Origin of the sequence: Paenibacillus oryziterrae (assembly GCF_042610485.1) — a bacterium.
Classification (GTDB): Bacteria; Bacillota; Bacilli; order Paenibacillales; family Paenibacillaceae; genus Paenibacillus_AQ.
On record NZ_JBGJZO010000003.1, the window covers coordinates 173,006 to 198,422 of the forward strand.

31 protein-coding genes are annotated in these 25,417 nt (G+C 48.8%); all 31 read left to right on the forward strand.

Annotated features, from left to right (window positions below):
- The first annotated feature begins 3 nt into the window (after positions 1 to 3).
- Positions 4 to 864: a menaquinone biosynthetic enzyme MqnA/MqnD family protein gene (locus tag ACAN55_RS05450; protein ID WP_379129192.1), complete on the forward strand. Its 861-nt coding sequence runs from the start codon at positions 4 to 6 to the stop codon at positions 862 to 864.
- Complete coding sequence (locus tag ACAN55_RS05455; protein WP_379129195.1) at positions 861 to 1,829, forward strand: polyprenyl synthetase family protein; 969 nt, start codon at positions 861 to 863, stop codon at positions 1,827 to 1,829. The genes ACAN55_RS05450 and ACAN55_RS05455 overlap by 4 nt, the downstream gene beginning before the upstream one ends.
- A gap of 112 nt (positions 1,830 to 1,941) precedes the next feature.
- Positions 1,942 to 2,385 carry a nucleoside-diphosphate kinase gene (ndk, locus tag ACAN55_RS05460; RefSeq protein WP_379129197.1) on the forward strand — a complete coding sequence of 148 codons (444 nt, stop codon included), beginning with the start codon at positions 1,942 to 1,944 and terminating at the stop codon, positions 2,383 to 2,385.
- A 27-nt stretch (positions 2,386 to 2,412) separates the two neighbouring features.
- The gene (locus ACAN55_RS05465) at positions 2,413 to 3,213 is read left to right on the forward strand and encodes a CheR family methyltransferase (RefSeq protein ID WP_379129200.1); all 801 of its coding nucleotides are present in this window, start codon (positions 2,413 to 2,415) and stop codon (positions 3,211 to 3,213) included.
- A 107-nt stretch (positions 3,214 to 3,320) separates the two neighbouring features.
- Complete coding sequence (locus ACAN55_RS05470) at positions 3,321 to 3,482, forward strand: hypothetical protein (RefSeq protein WP_379129202.1); 162 nt, start codon at positions 3,321 to 3,323, stop codon at positions 3,480 to 3,482.
- 195 nt (positions 3,483 to 3,677) lie between these two features.
- Complete coding sequence (gene aroC, locus ACAN55_RS05475; protein ID WP_379129204.1) at positions 3,678 to 4,847, forward strand: chorismate synthase; 1,170 nt, start codon at positions 3,678 to 3,680, stop codon at positions 4,845 to 4,847.
- Between the two features lies 1 nt (position 4,848).
- Entirely contained in the window at positions 4,849 to 5,952 is a 1,104-nt protein-coding gene (aroB, locus tag ACAN55_RS05480) for a 3-dehydroquinate synthase (RefSeq protein WP_379129207.1), read from the forward strand.
- Positions 5,946 to 6,320, forward strand: a complete 375-nt coding sequence (gene aroH / locus ACAN55_RS05485) for a chorismate mutase (RefSeq protein WP_379129209.1) — start codon at positions 5,946 to 5,948, stop codon at positions 6,318 to 6,320. The genes aroB and aroH overlap by 7 nt, the downstream gene beginning before the upstream one ends.
- Before the next feature lie 272 nt (positions 6,321 to 6,592).
- A complete protein-coding gene (trpE, locus tag ACAN55_RS05490) occupies positions 6,593 to 8,146 on the forward strand; it encodes an anthranilate synthase component I (RefSeq protein WP_379129211.1) in 1,554 nt (517 codons plus the stop codon).
- A 52-nt stretch (positions 8,147 to 8,198) separates the two neighbouring features.
- Positions 8,199 to 9,239, forward strand: coding sequence for an anthranilate phosphoribosyltransferase (trpD, locus tag ACAN55_RS05495; protein ID WP_379129213.1), 1,041 nt, complete (start codon positions 8,199 to 8,201; stop codon positions 9,237 to 9,239).
- On the forward strand, positions 9,229 to 10,059 hold the full coding sequence (gene trpC, locus ACAN55_RS05500; RefSeq protein ID WP_379129215.1) for an indole-3-glycerol phosphate synthase TrpC: 831 nt from the start codon (positions 9,229 to 9,231) through the stop codon (positions 10,057 to 10,059). Before trpD ends, trpC begins: the two co-directional genes overlap by 11 nt.
- Entirely contained in the window at positions 10,052 to 10,729 is a 678-nt protein-coding gene (locus ACAN55_RS05505; RefSeq protein ID WP_379129218.1) for a phosphoribosylanthranilate isomerase, read from the forward strand. The genes trpC and ACAN55_RS05505 overlap by 8 nt, the downstream gene beginning before the upstream one ends.
- Positions 10,726 to 11,925 carry a tryptophan synthase subunit beta gene (gene trpB / locus ACAN55_RS05510; protein WP_379129221.1) on the forward strand — a complete coding sequence of 400 codons (1,200 nt, stop codon included), beginning with the start codon at positions 10,726 to 10,728 and terminating at the stop codon, positions 11,923 to 11,925. Before ACAN55_RS05505 ends, trpB begins: the two co-directional genes overlap by 4 nt.
- Complete coding sequence (gene trpA, locus ACAN55_RS05515; RefSeq protein ID WP_379129224.1) at positions 11,922 to 12,752, forward strand: tryptophan synthase subunit alpha; 831 nt, start codon at positions 11,922 to 11,924, stop codon at positions 12,750 to 12,752. Before trpB ends, trpA begins: the two co-directional genes overlap by 4 nt.
- 55 nt (positions 12,753 to 12,807) lie before the next feature.
- Positions 12,808 to 13,905, forward strand: coding sequence for a histidinol-phosphate transaminase (hisC, locus tag ACAN55_RS05520; RefSeq protein ID WP_379129226.1), 1,098 nt, complete (start codon positions 12,808 to 12,810; stop codon positions 13,903 to 13,905).
- Between the two features lie 55 nt (positions 13,906 to 13,960).
- Positions 13,961 to 15,055, forward strand: coding sequence for a prephenate dehydrogenase (locus ACAN55_RS05525; protein WP_379129228.1), 1,095 nt, complete (start codon positions 13,961 to 13,963; stop codon positions 15,053 to 15,055).
- Between the two features lie 449 nt (positions 15,056 to 15,504).
- Positions 15,505 to 15,720 (forward strand): helix-turn-helix transcriptional regulator, encoded by a 216-nt coding sequence (locus ACAN55_RS05530; RefSeq protein ID WP_379129231.1) that lies wholly within the window; start codon positions 15,505 to 15,507, stop codon positions 15,718 to 15,720.
- Entirely contained in the window at positions 15,713 to 16,147 is a 435-nt protein-coding gene (locus tag ACAN55_RS05535; RefSeq protein ID WP_379129234.1) for a hypothetical protein, read from the forward strand. The genes ACAN55_RS05530 and ACAN55_RS05535 overlap by 8 nt, the downstream gene beginning before the upstream one ends.
- Positions 16,148 to 16,192: 45 nt before the next feature.
- Positions 16,193 to 16,627, forward strand: a complete 435-nt coding sequence (locus ACAN55_RS05540) for a hypothetical protein (RefSeq protein WP_379129237.1) — start codon at positions 16,193 to 16,195, stop codon at positions 16,625 to 16,627.
- 268 nt (positions 16,628 to 16,895) lie between these two features.
- Positions 16,896 to 17,483 carry an RNA polymerase sigma factor gene (locus tag ACAN55_RS05545; RefSeq protein WP_379129239.1) on the forward strand — a complete coding sequence of 196 codons (588 nt, stop codon included), beginning with the start codon at positions 16,896 to 16,898 and terminating at the stop codon, positions 17,481 to 17,483.
- 5 nt (positions 17,484 to 17,488) lie between these two features.
- Entirely contained in the window at positions 17,489 to 18,082 is a 594-nt protein-coding gene (locus ACAN55_RS05550; RefSeq protein WP_379129241.1) for an anti-sigma factor family protein, read from the forward strand.
- Between the two features lie 216 nt (positions 18,083 to 18,298).
- Positions 18,299 to 18,886 carry a histidine phosphatase family protein gene (locus tag ACAN55_RS05555; RefSeq protein ID WP_379129243.1) on the forward strand — a complete coding sequence of 196 codons (588 nt, stop codon included), beginning with the start codon at positions 18,299 to 18,301 and terminating at the stop codon, positions 18,884 to 18,886.
- An 89-nt stretch (positions 18,887 to 18,975) separates the two neighbouring features.
- The gene (locus ACAN55_RS05560) at positions 18,976 to 20,061 is read left to right on the forward strand and encodes a hypothetical protein (protein WP_379129245.1); all 1,086 of its coding nucleotides are present in this window, start codon (positions 18,976 to 18,978) and stop codon (positions 20,059 to 20,061) included.
- Positions 20,062 to 20,071: 10 nt separating this feature from the next.
- Positions 20,072 to 20,578 (forward strand): gamma carbonic anhydrase family protein, encoded by a 507-nt coding sequence (locus tag ACAN55_RS05565; RefSeq protein ID WP_379129247.1) that lies wholly within the window; start codon positions 20,072 to 20,074, stop codon positions 20,576 to 20,578.
- Positions 20,579 to 20,596: 18 nt separating this feature from the next.
- Positions 20,597 to 20,776, forward strand: coding sequence for an IDEAL domain-containing protein (locus ACAN55_RS05570; protein ID WP_036657134.1), 180 nt, complete (start codon positions 20,597 to 20,599; stop codon positions 20,774 to 20,776).
- Between the two features lie 107 nt (positions 20,777 to 20,883).
- Positions 20,884 to 21,306, forward strand: a complete 423-nt coding sequence (locus ACAN55_RS05575) for a DUF2487 family protein (RefSeq protein ID WP_379129249.1) — start codon at positions 20,884 to 20,886, stop codon at positions 21,304 to 21,306.
- A gap of 274 nt (positions 21,307 to 21,580) precedes the next feature.
- Positions 21,581 to 22,138: a Rieske (2Fe-2S) protein gene (locus tag ACAN55_RS05580; RefSeq protein ID WP_379129251.1), complete on the forward strand. Its 558-nt coding sequence runs from the start codon at positions 21,581 to 21,583 to the stop codon at positions 22,136 to 22,138.
- 6 nt (positions 22,139 to 22,144) lie between these two features.
- Positions 22,145 to 22,816 (forward strand): menaquinol-cytochrome c reductase cytochrome b subunit, encoded by a 672-nt coding sequence (gene qcrB / locus ACAN55_RS05585; RefSeq protein WP_219221168.1) that lies wholly within the window; start codon positions 22,145 to 22,147, stop codon positions 22,814 to 22,816.
- Positions 22,817 to 22,852: 36 nt separating this feature from the next.
- Positions 22,853 to 23,725, forward strand: a complete 873-nt coding sequence (locus ACAN55_RS05590) for a menaquinol-cytochrome c reductase cytochrome b/c subunit (protein WP_379129256.1) — start codon at positions 22,853 to 22,855, stop codon at positions 23,723 to 23,725.
- A gap of 88 nt (positions 23,726 to 23,813) precedes the next feature.
- Complete coding sequence (locus tag ACAN55_RS05595; protein ID WP_379129258.1) at positions 23,814 to 24,431, forward strand: DUF1405 domain-containing protein; 618 nt, start codon at positions 23,814 to 23,816, stop codon at positions 24,429 to 24,431.
- 85 nt (positions 24,432 to 24,516) lie between these two features.
- The gene (locus ACAN55_RS05600; protein WP_379129260.1) at positions 24,517 to 25,365 is read left to right on the forward strand and encodes a sporulation protein YpjB; all 849 of its coding nucleotides are present in this window, start codon (positions 24,517 to 24,519) and stop codon (positions 25,363 to 25,365) included.
- Positions 25,366 to 25,417: the final 52 nt, after the last annotated feature.

A 25,417-nucleotide genomic window follows, 5' to 3' on the forward strand; every position in this document is an offset into this window, starting at 1 on the left:
GCTATGAGGTCTAAGGATCTTACAGTCATCGGCAAAATCAGTTATACCAATTCATGGCCGGTATTTCATCATTTTCATCCTTCTTCTCTGAAATATCCGGCCGAAATGGTCACAGAAGTCCCGGCTGTCCTGAACAGGGGAATGAACAAGGGCAGTATTCACGTAGGGGCATTATCCTCATTTGCTTATGCGGAAGCCAGTGATCGGCTACTGCTCCTGCCAGATTTATCCGTAAGTTCAGACGGGCCGGTGAAGTCTATTATGCTGTTCTCCAGGGCACCACTGTCTTCCGTAGCAAACGGGACGATTGCCTTGACGAATACTTCGGCCACTTCGGTGAATCTGCTGAAGATACTGATGGAGAAAGCATTTGGAGGAAAGCCGCAGTATATCACTGTGGATCCCGATCTGGACGATATGATGGAAGTGGCTGACGCCTGCCTTCTGATCGGCGACCATGCGATCAAAGCGACATGGAAGGATCAGGGATATATCGTAACGGATCTTGGAGCGCTCTGGAAGGAATGGACCGGACTTGGCATGACGTTTGCTGTGTGGGCCGTGAATAGGGAAGCTGCTGTTGTGAAACAGGAGGCAATTACAGAGATCGCTGATGCTTTTGCGGCAAGTAAGTTTCTGAGTCTGAGAGATCTGTCGCCAGTAGTCCGCGATGCCTGTGAGCTTATCGGTGGAGACGAGGCATACTGGTACGGATATTTCCGTAATTTATGTTATGATTTTGGTGAAAGACAGCAGGAGGGCCTGAGCCTTTACTTCCGTTATGCTTACGAGCTCGGCCTGCTGCCGCGTGAAGTGAAGATGGAGCTATGGAATCATAATCTGCTGACTAGGGTGAAGGAATGAGACGACTTCAAATATTCGGTATGCTGAATAAGGATATGGATCATATCGAACAAGAACTGTACCGCAGTGTTCAAGGTGATGATGAGTTGTTGACGGAGACCTCATTACATCTGCTAAAAGCCGGCGGCAAACGACTGCGTCCTGTGTTCGTACTCATGGGAGGCAAATTCGGCCACTATGATCTGGAGAAACTGAAATGCATTGCTGTTCCGCTGGAGCTGATACATAGCGCTTCGCTTGTACATGACGATGTGATAGATGATGCGGAGTTGCGGCGCGGAGAGCCTACGGTAAAAGCTAAATGGGGCGACAAAATCGCTATGTATACAGGGGACTATATCTACGCCAAAGCACTCGTCATGACCAGTCAATTAAAGAATCCGAAGATACACCAGATTCTTTCTAAAGCAATGGTAGAGATGTCGATTGGCGAAATGGAGCAGATCCGCGACTTCTTCAACAGTGAACAGACCGTGCGTCATTACCTGCGGCGTATCCGCCGCAAAACGGCACTGCTGATTGCCATCAGCTGTCAGCTGGGCGCGCTTGCAGCTGAGGCAGATCCGGAATCAGCCAGGCTGCTGTACAATTACGGGTACAATGTAGGCATGGCTTTTCAAATCCGTGATGATCTCCTGGATCTCTCTGGAACGGAGAAGCAAATCGGTAAACCTCCGGGCAGTGATATGCGCCAGGGCAATATTACCCTTCCAGTTCTTTATACTTTGGAGGATGAACGTCTTCGCGACAGGTTGCTTGAGGAGCTTGAACTCATCCGCAGCGGGCGGAGCGAGGGCGGACGGGCGATTGATCTGATACTTACAGGCGAAGGGATTTCCCGAGCTGAAGAATTGGCTACACGCTATATAAATAAAGCGTTGGCTGCACTGGACCTGCTGCCAAAGAACAAGACTACACGCAGTTTGCGTGATATCGCTTTCTTTGTTACGGGAAGAGCCTATTAAAATTACAACTTATGGTTAAAATGACCTACAATAATCGTTCACAGATGCCGATGTATCTGTTAAGATATCGTACAAACACATCATTCCTACAACGAACTGGAGAGTGGAATATATGGAGCAAACGTATCTTATGATCAAACCGGATGGTGTGCAGCGCGGGTTAATCGGCCGAATCGTCTCCCGCCTGGAAGACAAAGGTTTTAAATTAGTGGCTGCTAAGCTGACTAAGGTAAGTAAAGAACAGGCGGAAAGACATTATGCAGAGCATGTAGGCAAAGACTTTTTTGATGAACTGGTATCTTTTATCACCTCGGGCCCTGTATTTGCTATGGTGTGGGAAGGCGATGATGTCGTGAGTTTGTCCAGAATGCTCATCGGCAAAACCAAGGTAGGTGAAGCGCTCCCGGGTACGATCCGCGGGGATTTCGCCAGCCATACACCACTCAACCTGATTCATGGTTCGGATTCACCAGTGAGTGCAGCAAGGGAAATTGCTAATTTCTTTACCCCCGAGGAGCTCTTACAGTATCAAAAAGACATCGCAACCTGGATGTAAGTTCCGGGCGAGAGGCAGGAGATAATAATGTCTGAACGTGAAGTTGTAATGACCATGGACCCGGATTACATCGGATTTATCAACAATGTGAAACAGAGTACCGGAATCGACCTTGCCCAGTACAAGGAAGCACAGATGAAGCGGCGACTGACTACCCTTCGGATGAAGAACGGTTATCAGAGCTTTAACGATTTTTTTGCCGCGATGATGAAAGATAAAGCACTGTTCTATGAGTTCCTGGACCGCATGACCATTAACGTCTCCGAGTTCTGGCGTAATCCTAACCGTTGGGAAGTGCTAAGGGATGTTATTCTGCCCGAGCTTCAGCGTGGAGGCCGCAGATTGAAACTGTGGAGTGCCGCTTGCTCTACCGGTGAAGAGCCTTACACCCTGGCAATGATTCTATCGGATAAAGATATTTTGTCGCAGACCGGAATTCTGGCAACCGATATTGATGATGGTGCTTTGGCCAAAGCCAAACAGGGCATTTACTTGGAGCGTTCCTTAAAGGATGTGCCAAAAGATGTCGCAGCCCGTTATTTTACACCGGAAGGTCCAGTTTTCAAAGTTAGCGAAGGCTTGAAGAAGAATATTGATTTCCGCAAGCAAAATTTGCTGCTGGATAAGTTTGATGATGGTTTTGATCTCATTATTTGCCGCAATGTAATGATCTATTTCACCGAAGAGGCGAAGAGCAAGCTGTATCAAAAGTTTGCAGACAGCTTGCGTCCGGGAGGTTATCTGTTCGTAGGAAGCACGGAGCAGATATTTACCCCTTCCCAATACGGTTTTGAATCGACGGAGACATTCTTCTACCGCAAAAAATAAGTTCCAGCTTTATTTTCGAAGATTGCTGTTTCACGTATACTTTCGCTTATTCAAACTGATACTGGAATTAGGTTCAGTATGCCAAGTGAAAGGTCGTAAACAACACAATGGATAAGAGTAAGGTGATTGATGCCTACAGGCGCGGTTTTATTACGCACCGGGAGTGCGGGCAGATTCTCGGCGTTGAAGAAATGCAGTTAAAGCGCCTTCTCCAACTGGAGGAGTATAAACAGGCTTATCCGCCGCGAAGCCAGCCTACCGGCAGCTGATGACCGGAGCATCCCTGGTATCAAGTAGCGCCGTCATTCCCTTCGGGGGATGGCGGCGTTGCTGTTTCCATAGAACTGGCTCTTAAGTTAAGAAAGGCAGATTTCTTGTCAAAGAAGGTTCCCTATACTATAATGAGCAAAGATCATACACATTTTAGTGGTTTACAGTTTAAAAGCGCGAAGGGGGAACGCAGCATGAGTTTACGCTATTTAACGGCGGGGGAAACGCACGGCCCCCAGCTTACAGCTATTATCGAAGGTTTACCCAGCAACTTGACGCTTGATTTTGAGGAACTTAATTTTCAGCTGCAACGGAGGCAGAAGGGCTACGGCCGCGGACGCCGGATGCAGATTGAACAGGATACAGCCCAAATTGTGGGCGGTGTACGCCATGGCTTCACTACTGGCGCTCCTGTAGCACTGGTTGTGGAGAACAAGGACTGGACCCACTGGAAGAATATTATGAATATTGAACCGATACCGGGCAGCGATGAAGAGAAGCGCCGGGTGAACCGTCCACGTCCGGGACATGCGGATCTAAACGGCGGACTGAAATACAATTTGACCGATCTGCGTAATGTTCTGGAACGGTCCAGTGCGCGCGAAACAGCAGCCAGAGTGGCATGCGGTGCCATCGCCCGTCAGTTTCTGGCCGCTTTTGGTGTCAAGATTGCAGGTCAGGTTATCCGAATTGGTGAAATCGAAGCACCTGCCAATCAGTTATCTGTCGATGAACTCATTGAGGTTACAGAGCAATCTTCCGTTCGAGTTTTCGATAAAGAAACAGAGCTCAAGATGGAGGCTTACATAGACAAGATCAAAGAGGAAGGCGATTCCATCGGCGGCATTGTAGAGTGTATTGTGGAGGGCTTGCCGGTAGGTCTTGGCAGCCATGTCCAATCTGACCGTAAGCTGGACGGCGCCATTGCCGGAGCGGTCATGTCTATCAACGCTTTCAAGGGAGTTGAAATCGGCATCGGGTTTGAGGCGGGCAAGCTTCGCGGCTCGCAGGTGCATGACGAAATTCTGTATACTGCTGAATTAGGGTACCATCGGGCAAGCAATCGTCTGGGCGGTTTCGAAGGCGGCATGACAAACGGAATGCCGGTGGTGGTACGCGGCGTAATGAAGCCGATACCTACACTGTACAAGCCGCTGCAAAGTGTGGATATCGATACGAAGGAGCCTTTTACCGCACAGGTGGAGCGTTCGGATGCATGTGCAGTTCCGGCAGCCTGTGTCGTGCTGGAGAATGTTGTGGCCTGGGAAATCGCTAAATCCTTCCTGGACAAATTCGGCGGAGACTCCATGAAAGAGATTAAAGCTAATTACAATAACTACTTACAGCAATTGGAGAGTTACTAGGATGCGGAGCATAACAGTGGATCTTGGAGAACGTTCGTATCCCATTCATATCGGTAGCGGACTACTGCAGAATATAGGTGCACGTTGTGCGGAGGCCGGATTTCCGGTACGCAGCCCGCTGCTGCTCGTCAGCGACAGCTCGGTTGCACCGCTCTATTTGGACGATTTGGAGTCGGCTCTACAGGAGTATGGTTATACCGTTGTCAGCCATGTGATTCCTGCCGGAGAGGCTTCGAAATCACTGAACTCATATGAGGAGATCATGACCACCGCGATTAAGGCTGGCTTGGACCGCAGTTCTGCCGTGCTCGCCCTAGGTGGCGGTGTCGTTGGGGATCTGGCTGGTTTTGTTGCTGCTACTTATATGCGGGGTATCGGTTTTCTTCAGATTCCGACTACTATTCTAGCGCATGACAGCAGTGTTGGTGGCAAGGTTGCCGTCAATCATCCGCTGGCTAAAAATATGATTGGTGCGTTCTATCAGCCTTCAATGGTTCTGTATGATCTGGATACACTAGCCTCACTACCGCCCCGGCAAGTCTCTTCCGGACTAGCCGAGGTCGTGAAGCATGGACTGATTATGGACCGCGATTTCGCCTATTGGTGCCGTGAGCAGGCTTCAAGTCTCCTTTCTCTTAATCCTGAAGCGCTCGGCTACGCCCTATCGCGCGGTTGTGAGATTAAGGCCAAGGTTATTGGTGTTGATGAGCGTGAGCAGGGACTTCGGGCCATCCTTAACCTCGGGCATACGATCGGGCATGCCATCGAGGCGGTTGCCGGGTATGGTGTCATCCTGCATGGAGAAGCCATCTCCATCGGAATGGCTGGCTCTGCACTGCTTGCAGCCAAGCTGGGACGCGACCGGTCAATTTATGAAGAGACGGTGTCCATGCTTAAAGCCCTGTCCCTTCCGGTGACTCTTCCGGAGGAGTATGAGGCGGATGAGCTGATGGAAGCCATGATGCACGACAAAAAGTTCAAGGAAGGCAAAATGACGTTCGTGGTGCCTGACTCTATAGGCTCAGTCAGTATTGTGAACGATGTGCCTGAATCCGCAGTTCGTGAGGTGCTGGCACAGCTCAAGAAGGAGGAAAGCCCATGGTAAACCGGGGGATACGCGGAGCAACGACCGTAACCAACAACGAAGAGAATGAAATTCTGCAGGAAACCGTAGTGCTGCTGCGCGAGATTGTAGAACGTAACGATGTGATTGCCGAAGATATTTGCAGTGTCTGGATTACAATGACTGCTGATTTGGATGCAACGTTTCCGGCACGCGCGATCCGGGAGATGGAAGGCTGGGAACTGGTCCCGCTGATGTGCTCCGTTGAGATTCCGGTCAAGGGCAGTCTCCCGCGGTGTATTCGGCTGATGGTGCAGGTGAACACAGATAGAAGCCAGCGGGACATCAGACACGTGTATTTGAACGAAGCGCAGAGACTGCGTCCCGACCTTTCCGAAAGCAAGTCCTAAAGAGCAAAGCAAGACACGGGGTTGTCATTCAGGGCCGCCATCGTGTATAGTGTAATCAGACGAGTGAAGCAGAGTATAGATGAGATGAGTATAGCTGAGCAGAGTGCAAAGGATTGAAGTATAATCGGTTGCTGTTTATTTGGTGTATCCGTAGAAGGAGTACCCTGAGACAGTCTGCCGGTCCTATGCTCTTTTTCATATACTTATTTACATAAACCTCTACTTCGGTAGAGGTTTTTCTGTTATAAATACACCCCTAAGGAGGGCATATAATGACGTACCCAAGTGTTGAAGAAGTGGTATCCCTGTCCAGTCAGTACAATCTGATTCCTGTAGCAATCCGGCTGCTTGCAGATATGGAGACGCCTATCCGTATTTTTCAGCGTTTTGCAGGACGCGACCGTGCGTTTTTGCTTGAAAGTGTTGAGGGCGGCATTCAATGGGCCCGGTATTCCTTTATCGGCAGTGATCCGTTTCTGATGATCTCCGGTAAAAAGGGTGTTATCAACGTGGAGGTCGGCGGTGAGACCAAGTTATTGAAGGGCAAGCCGATTGAAGAGCTGAAAGCCCTGCTACGCTGCTACCGCAGTCCGAAGCTGGCAGAAATGCCTCCTTTCACAGGCGGAGCGATCGGCTTTTTTGGATATGATCTGTTGCAATACTACGAGAAGCTTCCGGCACACGCTGCGGATGATCTTCAAATGGACGATATACGCTTCATGTTCTGTGACCGCATCATTGTATTCGATCATGTGAAACAGCAAATCCTGCTGGTCGGCAATCTGCACATCAACGATGGAGACACTGATTCGCAAATCCGGGAGAATTATGAGCTGCTTAGAGATAAACTTTCGGCTATGGCCGAAGAGCTGCAAAAGGAAGGCCCGAAGGAGAATGTCAACCGTCGGAGCATCCCGCAGGACATAGAACTTGGAGAGATCCGCTCCAATCTGACCAAAGAGCAGTACATCGGGAATGTGGAGGCGGCAAAAGAGTACATTCGCGCAGGAGATATTTTTCAGGTCGTATTATCCCAGCGTTTTCATATTGAGACCGAAATATCCCCGCTCCATGTATACCGGATGCTCCGTACCTTGAATCCTTCACCCTATATGTATTATTTAAAAATGGATGAGGAAATCATCGTAGGCACCTCGCCGGAAGCGCTGGTTAAAGTGGACGGTGACCGGCTGGAGACCCGCCCGATTGCCGGTACAAGGCCCCGGGGCGAGAACGAAGCGCTGGACCGCGCACTTGCCGCTGAGCTCCTGGAGGACGAGAAAGAACGCGCGGAACATCTGATGCTGGTGGACCTGGGACGCAATGACCTGGGCCGGGTATCTAAATTCGGCAGTGTGAAATGCGATTCCTTTATGGAGATCGAGAAGTATTCTCACGTTATGCATATGGTATCCAATGTATCGGGTACGCTGCGTGAGGATAAGGACTTCTTTGATGCTTTCCTCTCTTGCCTTCCGGCCGGCACGGTATCCGGTGCACCCAAGCTGCGGGCGATGGAGATTATAGCCGAGCTGGAGAAAGAAGCAAGAGGAGCATATGCCGGAGCGATCGGTTATCTTGGCTTCTCGGGTAACATGGATTCCTGCATTACGATTCGGACAATCATTTTCCGCAAAGGCCGTGCTTATGTTCAAGCCGGGGCAGGAATTGTCTGGGACTCCGTTCCTGAGAAGGAATACGAGGAGACCGTGAACAAGGCTAAGGGCATGCTTAAAGCTATCCGTATGGCGGAAGCGATGTTCCCCTCTGAAGTGAAACCGGGTGGAGTAATCAATCAAGACTACATGTACGAATATACACCTTGAGTGAAAATAGATTGTCAGCACATTATTCATTAAAGCCGGGAGGAAGAGAACTATGGAGGCAGCGCAAATTATACAGGCCGGAATTAAGGGACTGATCGAGGGTAAGGATCTGACGCGCGTGCAGGCGCGTGACATTATGAGAGTCATTATGGAAGGCAGTGCCTCCCCTGCGCAAATCGGCTCCCTGTTGACCGCGCTGCGGATCAAAGGGGAGACTGTTGAGGAGATTACCGGATTTGCTGAGGCTATGCGTGGGTTCGGCACGCATGTAACCACTGAGTCTTCAAGACTTCTGGATACCTGCGGGACTGGCGGTTCGGGCATCCATAAGTTTAATATTTCCACGGCTTCTGCAATTATTTCTTCCGCTGCCTCCGTACGTGTGGCTAAGCATGGTAACCGGTCTGCTTCAGGAAGAGCGGGAAGCGCGGATGTTCTGGAGGCACTAGGCGTCAACATTCATCTCAACGCCGAACAGGCCCGCCAGTGTCTGGACAGTATCGGAATATGCTTTCTGTTCGCACAAATTTATCATCCGTCCATGAGGCATGCTGCCGCGCCGCGCCGGGAGCTTGGGGTCCGGACGATATTCAATATGCTGGGTCCGCTGACGAATCCGGCCGGGGCTGACCGCCAGTTGCTGGGAATCTATGACCGTGATAAGACGGAGACGGTAGCTACGGTACTGAAAGAACTCGGATCAAAACGGGCCATGGTAGTCAGCAGCCTGGACGGGCTGGACGAAATCAGTATCTCCGCGCCTACTCAGGTTTCGGAGCTGCGGGACGGGACAGTATCAACGTACGAAGTGACACCGTTTGATCTTGGTCTGGATAGCCATCCTCTGGAAAGTGTTTTAGGAGGGGATGCGGCGGAGAATGCCAAGATCATCACATCTGTTCTACAGGGGGAGATTTCCCCTTACCGTGATATCGTACTCGCAAATGCAGGGGCATGTATTTATGTTGCGGGTCTTTCAAGTACACTAGCTGAAGGGGTTACGCGGGCCAGAGACACAGTAGACTCAGGCCAAGCATTGAATAAGTTGACGCAATTGAGAGCTATGACAGAGGAGCTGACTTATGTATCTTGACCGGATCGTTGCCACCAAACGTAAAGAGGTTGAAATGCTCAGCCGGACGTTCTCGCTTTCTGAAGCAGAACGTAATATATCAGGTTTATCCGCAACCCGCGGATTCCGGGATGCTATTGTTAACCGCAGAAAGCGGGAGCTTGGACTGATTGCGGAAGTTAAAAAAGCTTCACCTTCGAAGGGATTAATCCGGGCGGACTTTGATCCGGTAGCTATTGCCAAAGGGTATGAAGCCGGAGGTGCGGATTGTCTGTCCGTGCTGACTGATGTGGATTATTTTCAGGGCAGCGGATCTTATTTAGGCCAGGTTCGCAATGCGGTAGCCCTTCCGCTGCTGCGTAAGGATTTCATTATCGACGAGAAGCAAATATACGAAGCGCGCCTGCTGGGCGCAGATGCGATTCTGCTGATCGCGGCAATTCTGGAACCATCGGTGCTTGCGGCATACGCGAATAAAGCCGGAGAATTGGGCATGGATGTGCTTATCGAGGTGCATGACCGCAGTGAATTAGAGGATGTTCTGAATACAGGTGCAGCAATACATAGCCATGTGCTGCTTGGGATCAATAACCGTAATCTTCGTACATTCGAGACTTCCCTCCAAACAACGGCAGAACTGGCAGAGCTTATTCCTCAAGGCGTTCCTGTGATCAGTGAGAGCGGAATTGCCGGTCCCGCAGATATTGAATTTCTCAAAAAGACATCATCAACCGGCATTCTGGTTGGAGAGTATCTGATGCGCCAGCCTGATGTCGAAGCGGCTATTGCCGGACTGCTCGGCCCGCTTCCTACCGGAAGGGACAGTGTCCGCAATGGGTGAAACGAAAGTAAAAATCTGTGGACTTCAGGACGTTGAAGTGCTAAAATCTATGGTGCACTTGCCACTGGATTATGTGGGTTTTGTATTTGCGCCGAGCCGGCGTCTGGTCTCTCAGGAGAAGGCGGCAGAGCTGACTGCGATACTTGGCGAGTGGAAGACGGACGTGCTGCCCCAGGCTGCAGGCGTGTTTGTAAATCCGTCCATGGATGATTTAACAGAACTGCTCTCCAAGGTTCCACTGCAGATTATTCAACTGCATGGGCATGAGAGTCCGGAATTCTGTCTTGAGGTTACATTAGCTTTCCCGAAGGTGCAGGTCTGGAAGGCCCTGTCCGTCGCTGACAATGAGAAGATGACTGGCAACAGTTATGATAGAATTAAAGCTTATAAAGATACTGTACATGCACTGCTTCTGGATGCCTACGACCCACAGCAGCGAGGCGGCTCCGGGCGTACCTTCGCTTGGGAAGAAATTCCCGCGTATCAGGCGATGGCAGCTGAAATGGGACTACCGCTCTTTATTGCCGGGGGTCTTCATCCCGGGAATGTAGGAGCACTGCTGGAAGGCTATGCCCCGGATGGAGTGGATGTATCCAGCGGAGTAGAGACTGACGGCGTGAAGGATCTGGCAAAAATAGCAGCATTCGTGGAAAGGGTGAAATTATCATGATTCAAGTACCTGATCAATATGGACGTTTCGGTGCCTTCGGGGGACGGTATGTTCCTGAAACTTTAATGAATGCGTTGATTGAACTGGAGGAGGCCTACCGGAAATATTCCGCGGATCCTGCGTTTCAACAGGAGATTGATTATCTTCTCAAACAATATTCCGGACGGGAAACTCCGCTGTATTATGCAGAGCGACTGAGTAAGCAACTGGGTAAAGCTAAAATATATCTGAAGCGTGAAGACCTGAATCACACGGGAGCCCACAAGATTAACAATGCGATCGGCCAAGGCATTTTGGCTAAAATGATGGGTAAAACCAAAGTAATCGCGGAGACAGGGGCAGGTCAGCACGGTGTTGCAACGGCGACTGTCGCAGCTTTGCTCGGTATGGAATGCAAGGTGTTCATGGGCGAAGAGGATACCCGCCGCCAGGCGCTGAATGTGTTCCGTATGAAACTGCTGGGTGCTGAGGTTATTCCGGTTACCTCAGGCACGCGCACGTTAAAGGATGCCGGCAATGAGGCACTGCGCTACTGGGTTAGCAACGTAGAGGACACCTTCTATGTACTGGGCTCAGCGGTTGGACCGCATCCGTACCCAATGATGGTACGCAATTTCCAGCGGATTATCGGGGATGAAACACGGCGCCAGATCCTTGAGGCTGAAGGGAGGCTCCCGGATCTGCTCGTTGCCGCTGTAGGCGGAGGCAGTAATGCGATCGGAATGTTCTATCCGTTCGTTGAGGATGTAAGTGTAGGCATGATTGGTGTGGAAGCTGCGGGCAAAGGGATCGATACACCGTTTCACGCTGCCACAATGAGTAAAGGAAGCCATGGCGTATTCCAGGGTTCGATGAGTTATTTGCTGCAGGACGAATACGGGCAAGTACAGGAGGCCCATTCGATTTCCGCAGGGCTGGATTATCCAGGTGTGGGTCCTGAGCACTCCTATCTGAATGATATTAAGCGGGCAAAATACGTACCGATTACAGATGCGGAAGCACTTGACGCATTAAAGCTCTTATGTGTGACGGAAGGCATCATACCTGCTTTGGAATCGGCTCATGCGATCGCGCATGTGGCCAAAATTGCCCCGGACCTTGGAGAGAACGATATCGTGGTCATCTGTTTGTCCGGACGCGGAGATAAAGATGTAGAGTCCATTATGGCCTATACCGAAGGGGGCAAGCACGCATGACAACCGACACAATCAACCGGATGGACGTGGTGTTCCGGCAACTTAAGGATCAGGGGAAGACGGCTTTGATTCCCTTTCTGACCGTGGGGGACCCCGACCTTGAAACAACGCTTGCAATCATCCACGAGCTGGAGGCGGCTGGCGCAGACATTCTTGAACTTGGAGTTCCTTATTCCGATCCGCTTGCGGATGGACCCGTCATTCAACGGGCTTCCGAACGGGCATTAAAGGGAAGAAGCGTCCATCTGCGCACTTGCATGGAAACTGCACTTAAGGCGCGTGAGGCCGGCAGTAATCTGCCCTTTATCCTGTTCACGTACTATAACCCAATCCTGCAAATGGGGCTGGATACTTTCTTCGCTGAAGTGGTAAGACATGAGATCAGCGGACTGATTATTCCTGACCTGCCGGTTGAGGAATCAGGGGAAATGTCACTCCGCAGCCGTGAGGCCGGAGTTCATCTTATTCCGCTTGTCGCTCCAACCTCCAGTGAACGGATCGCCAGAATCGTGTCTTCTGCGAGCGGGTTTGTATACTGTGTTTCTTCACTCGGTGTAACGGGGGAGAGATCTTCCTTTCATGCCGGAGTAGAGGAATTCATCCAGTCTGTACGGGAGGCCACAGATCTGCCGGTTGCCGTTGGTTTTGGTATATCGACGGGTGAGCAAGCTGCGCGTTTTGCCCGCATATGTGATGGTGTCGTTGTCGGCAGCGCCATCGTCCGGAAGATCGAAGAAGTCATTCCGCTGCTTGGGCTGAAAGAGTCCCGTGAAGAGGGACTTTTGCAAATCCGTGAATTTGTGGCACAATTGAAACCTGATAAATAGTACTACAGCTGCAATATTTTATTAAGATAACGTACAGAAAGAGAGGGGCCTCTGAATGAATCCAAAGCCTAATATTGTGGATCTGCCGGTTTATAAACCCGGGAAGCCTATAGAAGAAGTGAAGATGGAGCTGGGACTTGATGATGTAATCAAACTCGCTTCCAATGAAAATCCATACGGCTCCTCCCCCAAGACAAAAGCAGCTATTATGGCGGAGCTGGATAATCTCAGCTTGTATCCCGATGGATCTGCTGCAGATTTAACAACAGCACTGGCGGAGCATCTCGGCGTGAGGAATGAGCAAATTATTTTTGGCTGCGGGTCAGATGAGATTATCGCTTTGATTGCCCGCGCGTTTTTTCTGCCGGGGGACGAAACGATTATGGCGGATCAGACCTTCTCCGTATATAAGAGCAATGCCGATATTGAAAATGCGGTAACAGTAGAAGTACCCTTGGTATCCGGAACCCATGATCTGGATGGTATGCTGGCACAAATCAATGATCGGACTAAGGTAATTTGGGTATGCAATCCCAACAACCCGACAGGAACCATCGTATCGCATGATGCCTTGACGACTTTTCTGAAGGCTGTACCTTCAAAAGTTATGGTTGTCCTGGATGAGGCTTATGCCGAATACGTAACAGATCTGTCCTATACGGATGGAATAAAGCTGCTTGAGACTTACCCTAATCTTGTTGTACTTCGCACGTTCTCCAAAATTTATGGCCTCGCTGCCCTCCGGATCGGATATGGAGTTGGTAGTCCGGAGGTAATCAAGCTGATTAATCAGGTCCGCGAACCGTTTAATACTTCACGTCTGGCCCAGGCAGCAGCGCTGGCGGCACTTCATGATCAGGAATATGTTCAGGAATGCCGGAGGCTCAACAGTGCAGGGATTATTCAGTTGATGGGGGAATTCCAAAGGCTGGGACTTAAGGCTTATCCGGCTCACGGCAACTTCATTATGGTCGATGTGCGTAAACCTGCAGTTGATGTATTTGATTCGTTGCTCCGCAAAGGGATCATAGTCAGAGCCGGGCATCGTCTGTATCCTTCCTGCATCCGGGTTACGGTTGGCTCAATCGAGCAGAACCAGGCTTTTATTACCGCGCTGGAGCAGGTTCTGAGCGAACAAGGCGTTAACGCGTAAGCTACCAGCTACCCTGCACAATGCAGACCATAGAGAAGGCAGGTTGTTCAAAGACATGACGACAAAAATAACGATTGTTGGAGTCGGACTGATCGGCGGCTCTCTGGCCCTTTGCTTTAAAGGCAAGAAAGGGCTTCATGTAACCGGCTACGCCCACCGTCCTGAATTAGCTGCCAAGTATGTCAGTCGAGGTGTGGTGGACAATGCTACTACTTCCCTTGCGGAAGCTGCGCACGATGCGGATTATATTTTTTTATGCGTACCTGTGAGTTTGCTTGAAGGTTACCTTCGTCAGCTAAGCGGGCTTCCATTGAAGCCGGGTTGTATTATTACAGACGTAGGCAGCACCAAAGCCAGTATTGCCGCCTGTGCGCTTACACTGGATCTTCCCGGTGTCCATTTTATCGGAGGTCACCCGATGGCCGGGTCAGAACGTTCTGGTGTGGAGGCTGCATCTTCGTTGTTGTTTGAGAATGCTTATTATGTGCTTACACCGCCACCGGGAGTTCCGGAGGAAGCTACTCATTCTCTGGAATCTCTGTTGTTACATACCCGGGCTCAGATCGTCCGTCTGGATCCGGAACGGCATGATGAAATTGTTGGCGCGATCAGCCATTTGCCGCATATTATCGCAGTTGCACTCGTGAATCAAATTCATACCTACGATGATTCAGATTCCTTGTACAGCACACTCGCGGCGGGCGGTTTCCGTGACATTACGCGGATCGCTTCCAGTGACCCCGTGATCTGGCGTGATATTCTGCTGAATAACCGCGAGGTGATGCTGAAGCTGCTGAAGGACTGGAATCAGGAGGTATCTACCTTTGTACAGCTGCTTGAGAATGAGGATGGGGAAGGGATCGAGGATGCCTTTAGCGAAGCGAATGGATTCCGCAACCAGCTGCCTGAGCGGCGAAAAGGGATGATTGCACCCCTGTTTGATCTTCATATTGATGTTCCTGACCATCCGGGTATTATCGGGCGGATTGCCACAGAGCTTGGAGATCAAGGCATCAATCTTAGCAATATCCAGATTATTGAGAGCCGGGAAGATGTGCCGGGCATCATGCGTCTGTCGTTCCGACAAGAGAACGATATGGAGCGGGCCAGAGCGCTCTTGCAGCACAAAGATTATATGGTGTACGTTTAGAAGCCGGGGCCTCAGCCCCGGCTTTTAGTTGGCTGTCATTAATAAAATCTAATTAACGCCTGATTTTCCATGTAATTCTTCAAAATGCTGCCTGGATGCAAAATTATAGCATGTTATTCCATGTAAACACTCTATATCCAACTACTTCAGTCTACCGATATGACGTTCTAAAAATAGACAAAAAAAAAGACCGCTTACAAAAAGCGGCCTTTGCTCATATAGAGCAGCAGTTTTGGATAGGAGTGGAGAGAAACCATACTGTACTTTTATTATATGTATACGTTTACATTCTGTCAACAGTTAATTCAAACTATTTGCCAGGTCCAGGGATCCAATATAGAGATTGAGATTATTTGCAATGGATTATTGTCAAAATGCAAATGATCCTTTACATTAAAAGCGGAGCATATTACAATTAATTCCATGATAAGGAAAGGGGCCGGCTAGGGATGCTGGGGAACCGGGTTAAGGAATTGCGTGCACGTTATGATTTGACGCAGCAGGAACTGGCGGATGCTATCGGCGTAACGAGGCAGACCATCGGATTAATCGAGAAGGGCGACTACGCCCCATCAGTAGCGATGGCTTTGAAGATTGCTGCAGCTTTCGAGGTTACTGTTGAGGAAGTATTTTATTTAATCAAGGGAGGCCAATACAATGCTTGAGCGTTTGGTTCGTTCGCCGCTGTTTGCAATTTTCACAATGTTGTGGGTTACTACGTCAGCCATATTAGCTTTGACTAATATTGACATCAATAAATTATGGTTTACACCCGGAACCGTTTATTTCATTCTTTGGATTGTGTGGATCGTTCTTGAAGGGAAGTTTGAACGTAAAAATCCTGCTAAGTCTAATATCCGAAAATTATGGATGCCAAGAGAGTTTAAGGAGTTGGATGAAGGTCAGCAGTGGGTTACCTATAAAGCGTGCAGGAACGTATATATCTTCTTCTCCGTAGGAATCCCCTTTGGGATATTCGCGTGTGTGTGTACTATTTATTCACCGTTTGTTCCTATAGTTGTGCTTTTTCTGCTCGGAGCGGGACAATTATTGACGTACTGGATAACTACCCGCAAATATTCTGCCAAATAGTTTGTGGATGCATTTACAGGATTCTTATAAAAAGGAGCCATTTATATGCTAGAACGAATACTGCGTTCCCCGTTATATACGATGATTACCTGGTGTTTACTGATTATAATAAGCATTATGTATGCTGCTGATAAACTTACTATCCATGTATTGCCTTGGATATTACTACTGAATCTTGCCATCCAGATGACCTGGAATTTGTCCAGAAGCATTTACAACAAGAACAATCCTGAGCATCCGATCGCCAACAACAGATGGTTGCCCTGGCATTTTAATGAGCAGGATGAGGGAAAGCGGTGGATTACTCATAAAGCCTGCCGTAATGTATATGTCTTTTTCAGTTTTGCCCTCCCGGTGGCTTTCTTACTCACGTTATTATTCCCGCTCACCCGGATGCTTGTTGTAATCGTGCTTGGAAGTCTCGGGCTTGGCCAGGTGCTCGTCTATTGGCTGACGATTAACAAATATCATGTCAAATAAAGCAGAACCTTCTGTGCAATTCTACTAAACTTAGGTCTATTGATGAAATCTGATAGGGATGTATGCTACAATAAAGAAGGTCTTTTTACAGAACATTTTAATTTGGACGTCAAATCTGAGGCATGCCTTAATTTTTGGGTATGTGAATATACATAGGAGTATTTCGTATATTTGTATGGTAACACCGCAACTTTTTTTCACCTGTCCGGTAATAATGAATAGGTCCGGACGGGATAGACGTGCAAGGGCGAGGAGGGCCGAACCCAACATGACGGATTCCCAGTTAATCCAGCTGATTAAACAAGGCGATACGGAACTTTATTCTGAATTAATGCGCCGGTACCAACGTAAGATCTTGGCGTTTGTCTATCATATGCTCAAGAACTCCCACATGGAGCTGATTGCGGAGGATCTCTGTTCGGAGACGTTCTACAAGGCGTTCCGCAGTCTGCATTCGTTCCGCGAAGTAGATGCATCCTTCTCCACCTGGTTATATACAATCGCCCGCAATACGGTGCTCAGTGAGCTGCGGAAGAACCGTGCAGGCAATGTTTCCCTTGAGGAAAGCGGTTATGTCCCGGTAGCGCCGCTTGAGGTGGCTCCTGAGCAGGCAGCACTCCGCAAGGAACGAATGAACCTGGTACGTGAAGCAATCAACAATCTGCCGGAGAAGCAACGCTCAGCGCTGATTCTGCGTGAATACGACCAAATGGATTATCAGGAAATTGCAGTGATTTTGGACCAGAGCGTTAGCTCCGTCAAATCCTTGCTGTTCCGTGCCAGGAGCAGCGTGAAGCTCCAGCTTGAATCCTATTTTTATGAACCTGTATTTGATGAGCAGGTTGAGAGGGTGTAAGGCCTATGAATTGCAGGGAAGCGCAAGACTCCATTCCGCTTTTGTGGGACGCTCCCCCCACCCATGCGAAGCGGATCATACTTGAGAGGCATATTGCGGGTTGTCCGTACTGTGCCGCTGAATGGGAAGTATGGCAGGAAAGCAGTTTGCTTATGCAAGATATGAAAGAAGAGATCAGCTTTGAACGCGCTGAAGCTGTTAATGCAAGAGTTATGGAGAGAATATATCTGGAGAGCCCTTGGCTCATGCCGGGTGACGGGAAAACTGCTGGCAACTCTGCCATTTTCCGGCGACGTATCAGTTTATGGATAGCATGTTTTTTGGCCGTATTTCTATGCAGCTTCTTATACTTCACCATGTTTAAAGCTCCGGGCAATATGATGATTTCAGAAAGCGGTATTGTGGATACCGGTGTTGCCGGAATAGAGGTTAACTGGACTTCTGCTTACCCGGAGACGGCGCCTGAGAGCGGAGTGATTGAACCTTTTGTCGTTAGTATGGGCCCTTCGCACCCGCAATATTGGATGGTACTATCTGCACTGGGTATTGTACTCTCAGTGGTTTCACTAACACGTCTGAATCGTTACCGGAGATCCTGAAAAGTCCCTTTCCTATGGAAAAGGGGCTTTTTAGGCTGTTTTATTATATAAGAATTTATATGCTTCACTCTATAGATTAGCCGTATATTTCTATGAGAAACAGTTGTGGTCCCTGTAAGACAGCACAGCCGTTACTTTTTAATATTTCAAAAAGAAGACATTTACTTTCATCCGTGGTACATTAAGAGACAAATAAGCGAGAGGAAGGGTTGCTGCATGCTGATTGGCTTAATACGCCATGGACTGACGGATTGGAATGCTGCAGGAAAGATACAGGGACAAAGCGATATTCCGCTCAATAATGAAGGCCGAAGACAGGCTGGAATGCTGGCGGACCGGCTCGGACAAGAGAGTTACCACTGGGATTATTGCATTACCAGCAACCTTTCGCGGGCTGAAGAAACTGGAGTGATCATTGCCGGTAAGCTGGGCATCCCCATGTTATCTCCCGACAGCCGGATCCGGGAACGGGCCTATGGACAAGTTGAAGGCCTTACAGCACAGGAACGTGAAGCGAAATGGGGTAAGGATTGGAATTCGCTTAATCTGGGGCAAGAAAATGATGAGCAGCTGCAGATACGGGCTTTGGATTTTCTGGAGGAACTGGCTGCGGAGCATTCCAATCATAATGTGTTAATCGTGTCCCACGGCGGATTTCTGGCGCAGCTCTACAATGCCCTTTATAAAGATAAGTATTCTGAACGAATCGGCAATCTCTCCCTTACGATTCTGGAGAAAACTGAATTTGAGTGGAGCCCGCTACTGTATAACTGTTCGCGGCATCTTTTGCAGAATCAGCACTGACCCGACCTTTCGGGTTATTTTTTTTGCCGAAAGAGAATAAAACGAGCAGGTTTTCCCATAATGGTAGTAAAACGGCGAGGCGATAAATGATGAATCTGGCGGATATGCTTAGCTATGCAGATATTGGGCAATTGACGGCAATCGCGGGCCGTTACCAGTGTGAATGCAAACAAAATTCCAAGCACGACCTGATTCAAAGCATATTGATAGCGACTGGCAGTAAAGAGTTCATGAAAGAGCAAATCCGGGGTTGCTCTCCGAGAGACTTACGTTTTATGAATACGTTGATGTTCGATGAAAGGAACAGCTTCAGTCTTGAAGATTTGCTGGCCACAGCCAGGCAGGCTTATTTTGATGCTCCTGCGGAATCCAATAACAGTTACCGTGAAGCGGTAGCCCGTTTCAAGAACTCTGGCTGGATCTTTAACGGTTCTTCGCAGCAAACCCGGTTTATGTATCAGGTACCCCAAGATCTTAAGAAACGCTTCCGAGAGCATCTGGGTGAGCATATCAAGGAGAAGATCATTCGTAGCGGTGAACCTGATGTGTATAGGGATGAAGGGGATTTGACCCTGCAGGATCTAATGCTTATGCTGCAATATATCAGGGACAACGAGCCTGAGCTGAATCTTGAGGGAGCACTGTATAAAAGGGTTCAGCAAGGCTTGATGAATGCCCTGAATATACCGGAACCGCTGCTGGTTAAAGGGGGGTGGACCTTTGGATATGGCAGAGCATCTCAACATTATCCGCCGAGACTCGCCTTGCTTTATGATTATGCACGGCACCGGCGCTGGATTGCAGAAGAAGGCTCCAGACTGAAATTGACGTTAACCGGGAACACCGTTCTTGATGGAGGAAAATCAGACAGCCTGATGCAGTTATACTCCTTTTGGTTAAGACTGTATAAAGGCGCAATTCCAAACCTTCCATCACTCGTCTACTGGATCAGTACTTGTACATGGGAATGGACAACGGCTTCATCCTTGGATGCTGCAGTGGGCTGGCTGATTAAACCTTTCTACTACGACGATGCCGGCACGGTTTTGGAGAAGCGGATCTTAGGCATGATGCTGCATTTGGGATTGCTGCGGATAGGTGAGACCCCTGGGGGGCTTGTCGTAAAAGCAACTCCATGGGGAATGGAGGCGGGAAATCCCAGGTTGCAGCAGTAAGGGGGGGAGAATGCAGATTCCATATGGGGCTTACATACCCCGGCTTGGCGGTTCTGTATACGTTGCAGAAGGCGCGAAGCTGGTGGGTGACGTAGAAGTGGGAGATCACTCCAGCATATGGTTTAATACCGTGCTTCGGGGAGATCTGGCACCGGTCGTTATCGGGAAACGCTGCAATATTCAGGATAATGCAGTCGGGCATGTAGGGGAAAGATTGCCGCTTATACTGGGGGACGACATTTCAGTAGGACATTCGGCCATTATTCATGGCTGCCGCATAGGTAAAGGCACATTAATTGGAATGGGCGCAATTGTCTTGAACGGAGCGGAGATTGGTGAATATGCTTTAATAGGAGCGGGATCGATTGTAACCGAGAACAAAAAAATCCCACCCTATACACTCTCCATAGGCTCCCCTGCCAAAGTAATACGAGAATTGACGGAAGACGATTTGCGCAGAATGGCACATACAACACAAAGTTACGTGAACAAGGGAATGGAATACGGGAATTTTTAAACAGCGGAGGTGTATCGAATGGACAAAATGAAGGCTACCTATGAAGTGATGCTGGGTTTGGCGGCGGAAATGGTGTGGGACGAAGCGCTGCGAAAGCGCCGCAGCGACATCTTGTACCGGGAGATTGACACAGCGCTGGCAGCAGGGGATGAGGCGGCTTTTCGAAACCTCACAGAAGAACTTAAAAGCTTGGCATAAAAAAGCTCAATTGTATTCGGGAAACGGAATCTGTTCAAAAGAAACAGAGCTTCCGTTTCTTCGTGTTGTATAAGTTAAACTATATGAATTCAAGAGGGGGCACACCTATGAAATTCAGTGATTTTGACGCGGCTGCCTGGGAAGAGAACAAGCACTTTTATGATACCTGCCTTCTTCCATATACAGGATTAACGGGTACAGAAAGCCCTCCAGAGGCAGTAGGGGCACTCGAAAGACTACGCGATTTCATGGAAATATTTGAGAACCTGTTTCGTGGACGGGTAGTATCATATCCCGTTGTTCAATATGCTGGCGGGAATTCACTTGAACAGATTAATGAGCTGTGCCGGATAGTGAAGTCAACATATTTTCGTTATGTGGTTGTGGTGAGTGCGGATATAGTGATTTCGGAAGATGAAATCCCCTTAAGTGACGTGATTTTTTCCCGGAGTCTGCTTGAAAGCATGACGCCCTTTCAAACAAAGAAATTTATAAACGAGAAGATACAGGAGTTGTGGCAAAAAAAATAAGGCAAGATTTAAATGTGTCTAAATAATGACAATTGTTTTGTTGATTATTTATCTGCTTGTCACAAAACAGACAATATTCTTGACGGTTTTTAGAGCCATAAGATATGATTAGGTTGAACTAATATGAATGTGATTATTATCATTGAAAACGCATTATTTATATTAATTGACATTGCCATGATCTTCGGAAGCAAGGGGATTTATTAGGGGATAACGGCATCTTTGAAGGTACACCGCGAGGTGCTTGATACTTTAAAGAGGGGGTTATAACAATATGAGCAGCAGCCATAATGAGCAACAGGATTCCTTGCAAGGTAAACCACCCAGCCGTAAAGAAATGTCACGCAGACAATTCCTGACGTATACGCTTGGCGGTGCTACCGCTTTTATGGGAGCAGGTGCGATTCTCCCTATGGTCCGTTTTGCCGTGGACCCGATACTACATAAAAAGGGTGCGGGGGATTTCACGAAAGTGGCGGAGACAAAAATGATAACCATTCAGCCACAGGAGTTCACCTTTGAGCTGCCGCAGCAGGACGGATGGTATTCAAGTACGGCGACCCTTACCGCTTGGATTCGAAAAAACGATCAGGGAGAAATTTATGCGCTTTCACCGGTATGTAAGCATCTAGGCTGCACGGTCGGATGGAACAATAACCAAAGTACGCCTGATGAATACCACTGTCCTTGCCATGGTGCACGTTATACCAAATCAGGGAAAAATCTGGCGGTTGCACCAAAGCCACTGGATCAATATACAGTGAAAATTGAGAACGGTTGGGTTCTGCTGGGCGACATTGTTCCAAATTCCGAGGCCAAGAAGGAGGCGTAGATTCTGATGTTTAAAAATGTCTATAACTGGATTGACGAGCGTCTGGACATCACGCCCATCTGGAGAGACGTAGCCGACCATGAGGTGCCTGAGCATGTGAATCCGGCGCATCACTTCTCAGCTTTTGTCTATTGTTTCGGCGGACTTACTTTTTTTATCACTGTTATTCAGATTTTATCGGGTATGTTCCTCACCATGTATTATGTTCCTGATATTATTAATGCCTATGCAAGCGTCGAATATTTGCAGACGAAGGTTGCATTCGGGCAGATTGTACGAGGTATGCATCACTGGGGAGCAAGTCTTGTTATAGTTATGATGTTTTTGCACACGATGCGGGTCTTCTTCACAGGTTCGTATAAGGCGCCCCGCGAGATGAACTGGGTTGTAGGCATGCTGATCTTTTTTGTGATGCTGGGCCTAGGACTCACCGGTTACCTGCTGCCATGGGACAATAAAGCTTATTTCGCAACAAAAGTTACATTGGAGATTGCCAACTCCGTACCGGTGATGGGACCGGTGCTTAAGGAACTGATGCAGGGCGGTTCTATCGTAGGTGCTGAAACGTTGACGCGGTTCTTTGCCCTCCATGTATTCTTCCTCCCGGCGGTCCTGCTTATACTGCTCGTTGGACACTTTATAATGATCCGCAGACAAGGGATATCCGGTCCGTTATAAACCAAGGCAGAGCAACCTTAGAGAGGGAGGAATACAATGGCACACAGTGACAAGTCTAAAGAAAAAGTAGTATTTGTCGGTGATTCGCGCGTACGTAGAGGCAGCGGATTTATCTCTCCTCCGGACTACAGTGCTTATCCTGGTAAATCTGAAGCTTTTATACCCAATTTTCTGTTGAAAGAGTGGATGGTTGGGGTGGTTGTGCTGGTGGGAATTCTGGTGCTTACCATTTCTGAACCTGCACCGCTTGGATTTCCTGCTTCGGCGACCGCAACGGTTATTCCTATTCCGGACTGGTATTTTCTCTTTCTCTATCAATATCTGAAGCTTCCTTATGCTTCGGGAAGTTATATTGTTCTGGGAACACTCGGAGTTACGGGTGTTGCTTTCGGATCACTTCTCTTAGCACCGTTTATTGACACTGGGAGAGAACGGCGATTCTACCGACGTCCGATTGCTTCATCGCTGATGTTTCTATCGTTGGCAGCGATTATTTATCTTACAAATACAGCCTGGACCGAATACAAACATGAGATGGCAGTAACCGGACAGATTCCCGAAGATGTACAGCGTGAGGAGAAGGCGGCAGAGAACAAAGCCAAAGGACTGCCTACTTCAAGTGCAATTAAGAATGAATCGGTGGCCATAGTGGATAAGGATGATCCGGCAATGGCGCTCTTTAAGCAGGCAACTTGTGTTTCGTGCCATGCGACCGACCTCAAGGGTGGCGCAGGACCTTCGCTCCGGGGTGTGGGGGATAAGCATAGTAAAGAAGAGATTCTTACGATCATCAAAGAAGGTTATGAGGACATGCCTAAGATGTATGATGTCGCCATCAGTGCCGGCTTGACCGACCAGGACGTTGATGATCTTGCGGGATGGCTTGCGAAACAAAAAAGTGAACAGTAGAATAAGGTTATGACGCAGCCTGATCGTATACGCGGTCAGGTTTTTTGCATGAGTAAAGACATACATATCCGGGAGGTTAACCGTTTCTATGTTAGGTAAATGGAGTGAAATCATACTTAAACAGCGGGCAGTATTATGGCTGCTGTTCGTCATCAATTTTCTAGGCACGATTTATGGTTATATCTGGTACGGGAATCAGTTAGAGTTTACAGCCGCTAATTATCCGCTCTGGCTGCTGCCGCTTGTACCTGATAGCCCGACGGCGAGTCTATTCTTTACCGTGGCGCTGTTGATGATGCTCTATCCTCCCAAAAGTATTACAGGGTATACAGTCCGCGGAGTCATTGAAGCACTTGCTGTGATTACCTCCGTGAAATATGGGGTATGGGCCGTCAGTATGATTGCAGCTGGAGGATATCAGGGAGATTTCGTCAGCTGGAAGGATTGGATGCTAATCATTTCCCACACGGGAATGGCGGTTGAAGCTTTGCTGTTTGCCCGTTTTTTCTCCTGCCGGAAAATGCTGCCGTTAGCGCTGCTATGGACTCTTTTTAATGATACCGTTGATTATTCATATGGTGTATATCCGTGGCTGCCTTCGGTTCTTGAAGATGATGTGACGAGCGTTCAACTATTCACGTTCACCCTTACCTTATGCAGCGCGGCAGCAGCGTGGTTGACTGTAAAGCGTAAGAAGGCAGACTAGTGTTCAAGAGATCTTCAATAATCTATCTGCAGCTGTTCTAACCCTTGTCCCCCCTGTCATAACTATAAGACAGGGGGGATGTCTCATGCCGCTTGAGAGGCATAAATTTGTTATAGGTTTGATCCTTTGCTGTCTGCTGTTCATGTCATCCGCGGGAACAGTGGATTCTGCTTCCGGAAGCAGTGGAGATTCCGGACAGGCCACTGCCCAGAGCCGGGCGCTCCAACTGGAGCAAGCAGCGGAGTCTTTATATGGTAATGTACTAAAAGGCGATGTCATGAAGGTGAGGCAGGAGACGGAGGCGATCTCCCGGCTGTTTGTCTCGTCATCATTTGAAGGACTGACCACAGTTGAGGGAATCAATGCTCTCTCTGGCGTAATCTTGGATTTAAAGGCTGCTGTAGCTGCTGCAGAAATATCACAGGAACGATGGGAGACTGCTGCAGTGAGGCTGCGACTAGCGGCTAATAGTCTGGCTCATCCACGACAGCCGATGTGGGAGCAATATTATAAGCTTTTCCGTGAAGATATGAACCAATTAGAGAAAAGTGCATCGGTAAGAGATTTGGCAGGCTGGAAGGCGTCCGTGCAATCGCTGCAGAACAGATATGATAACATACGGCCAGCCGTGATTATCTCACGATCCCCAGAGGCGGTGAATGCCTTTGATTCATGGCTATCCTATGCTGCGGGAATACCATCGCTCTCCACTGCACCAGATCGGGCGCGGCTTCTGGAGATTGTGTCTTATGGGCAGGAGGCGCTGCGAGTATTATTCGGTAAGGAGCGGGAGGAGCCCGTGTTATCACTTCCTATGGCACCTGAACAATACGGGGCTTGGGGGATGCTGGCTGCAGGATTTATTCTTGCGGTGCTCGGATATGCCGGTTACCGGAAATATCGTGCCGAGAACGAGAATTGGCGGCCGGTATAGGCTTCAGAAATCATACGAAACAACAAATAAGCCGCAGATCTCTTGTACAGGG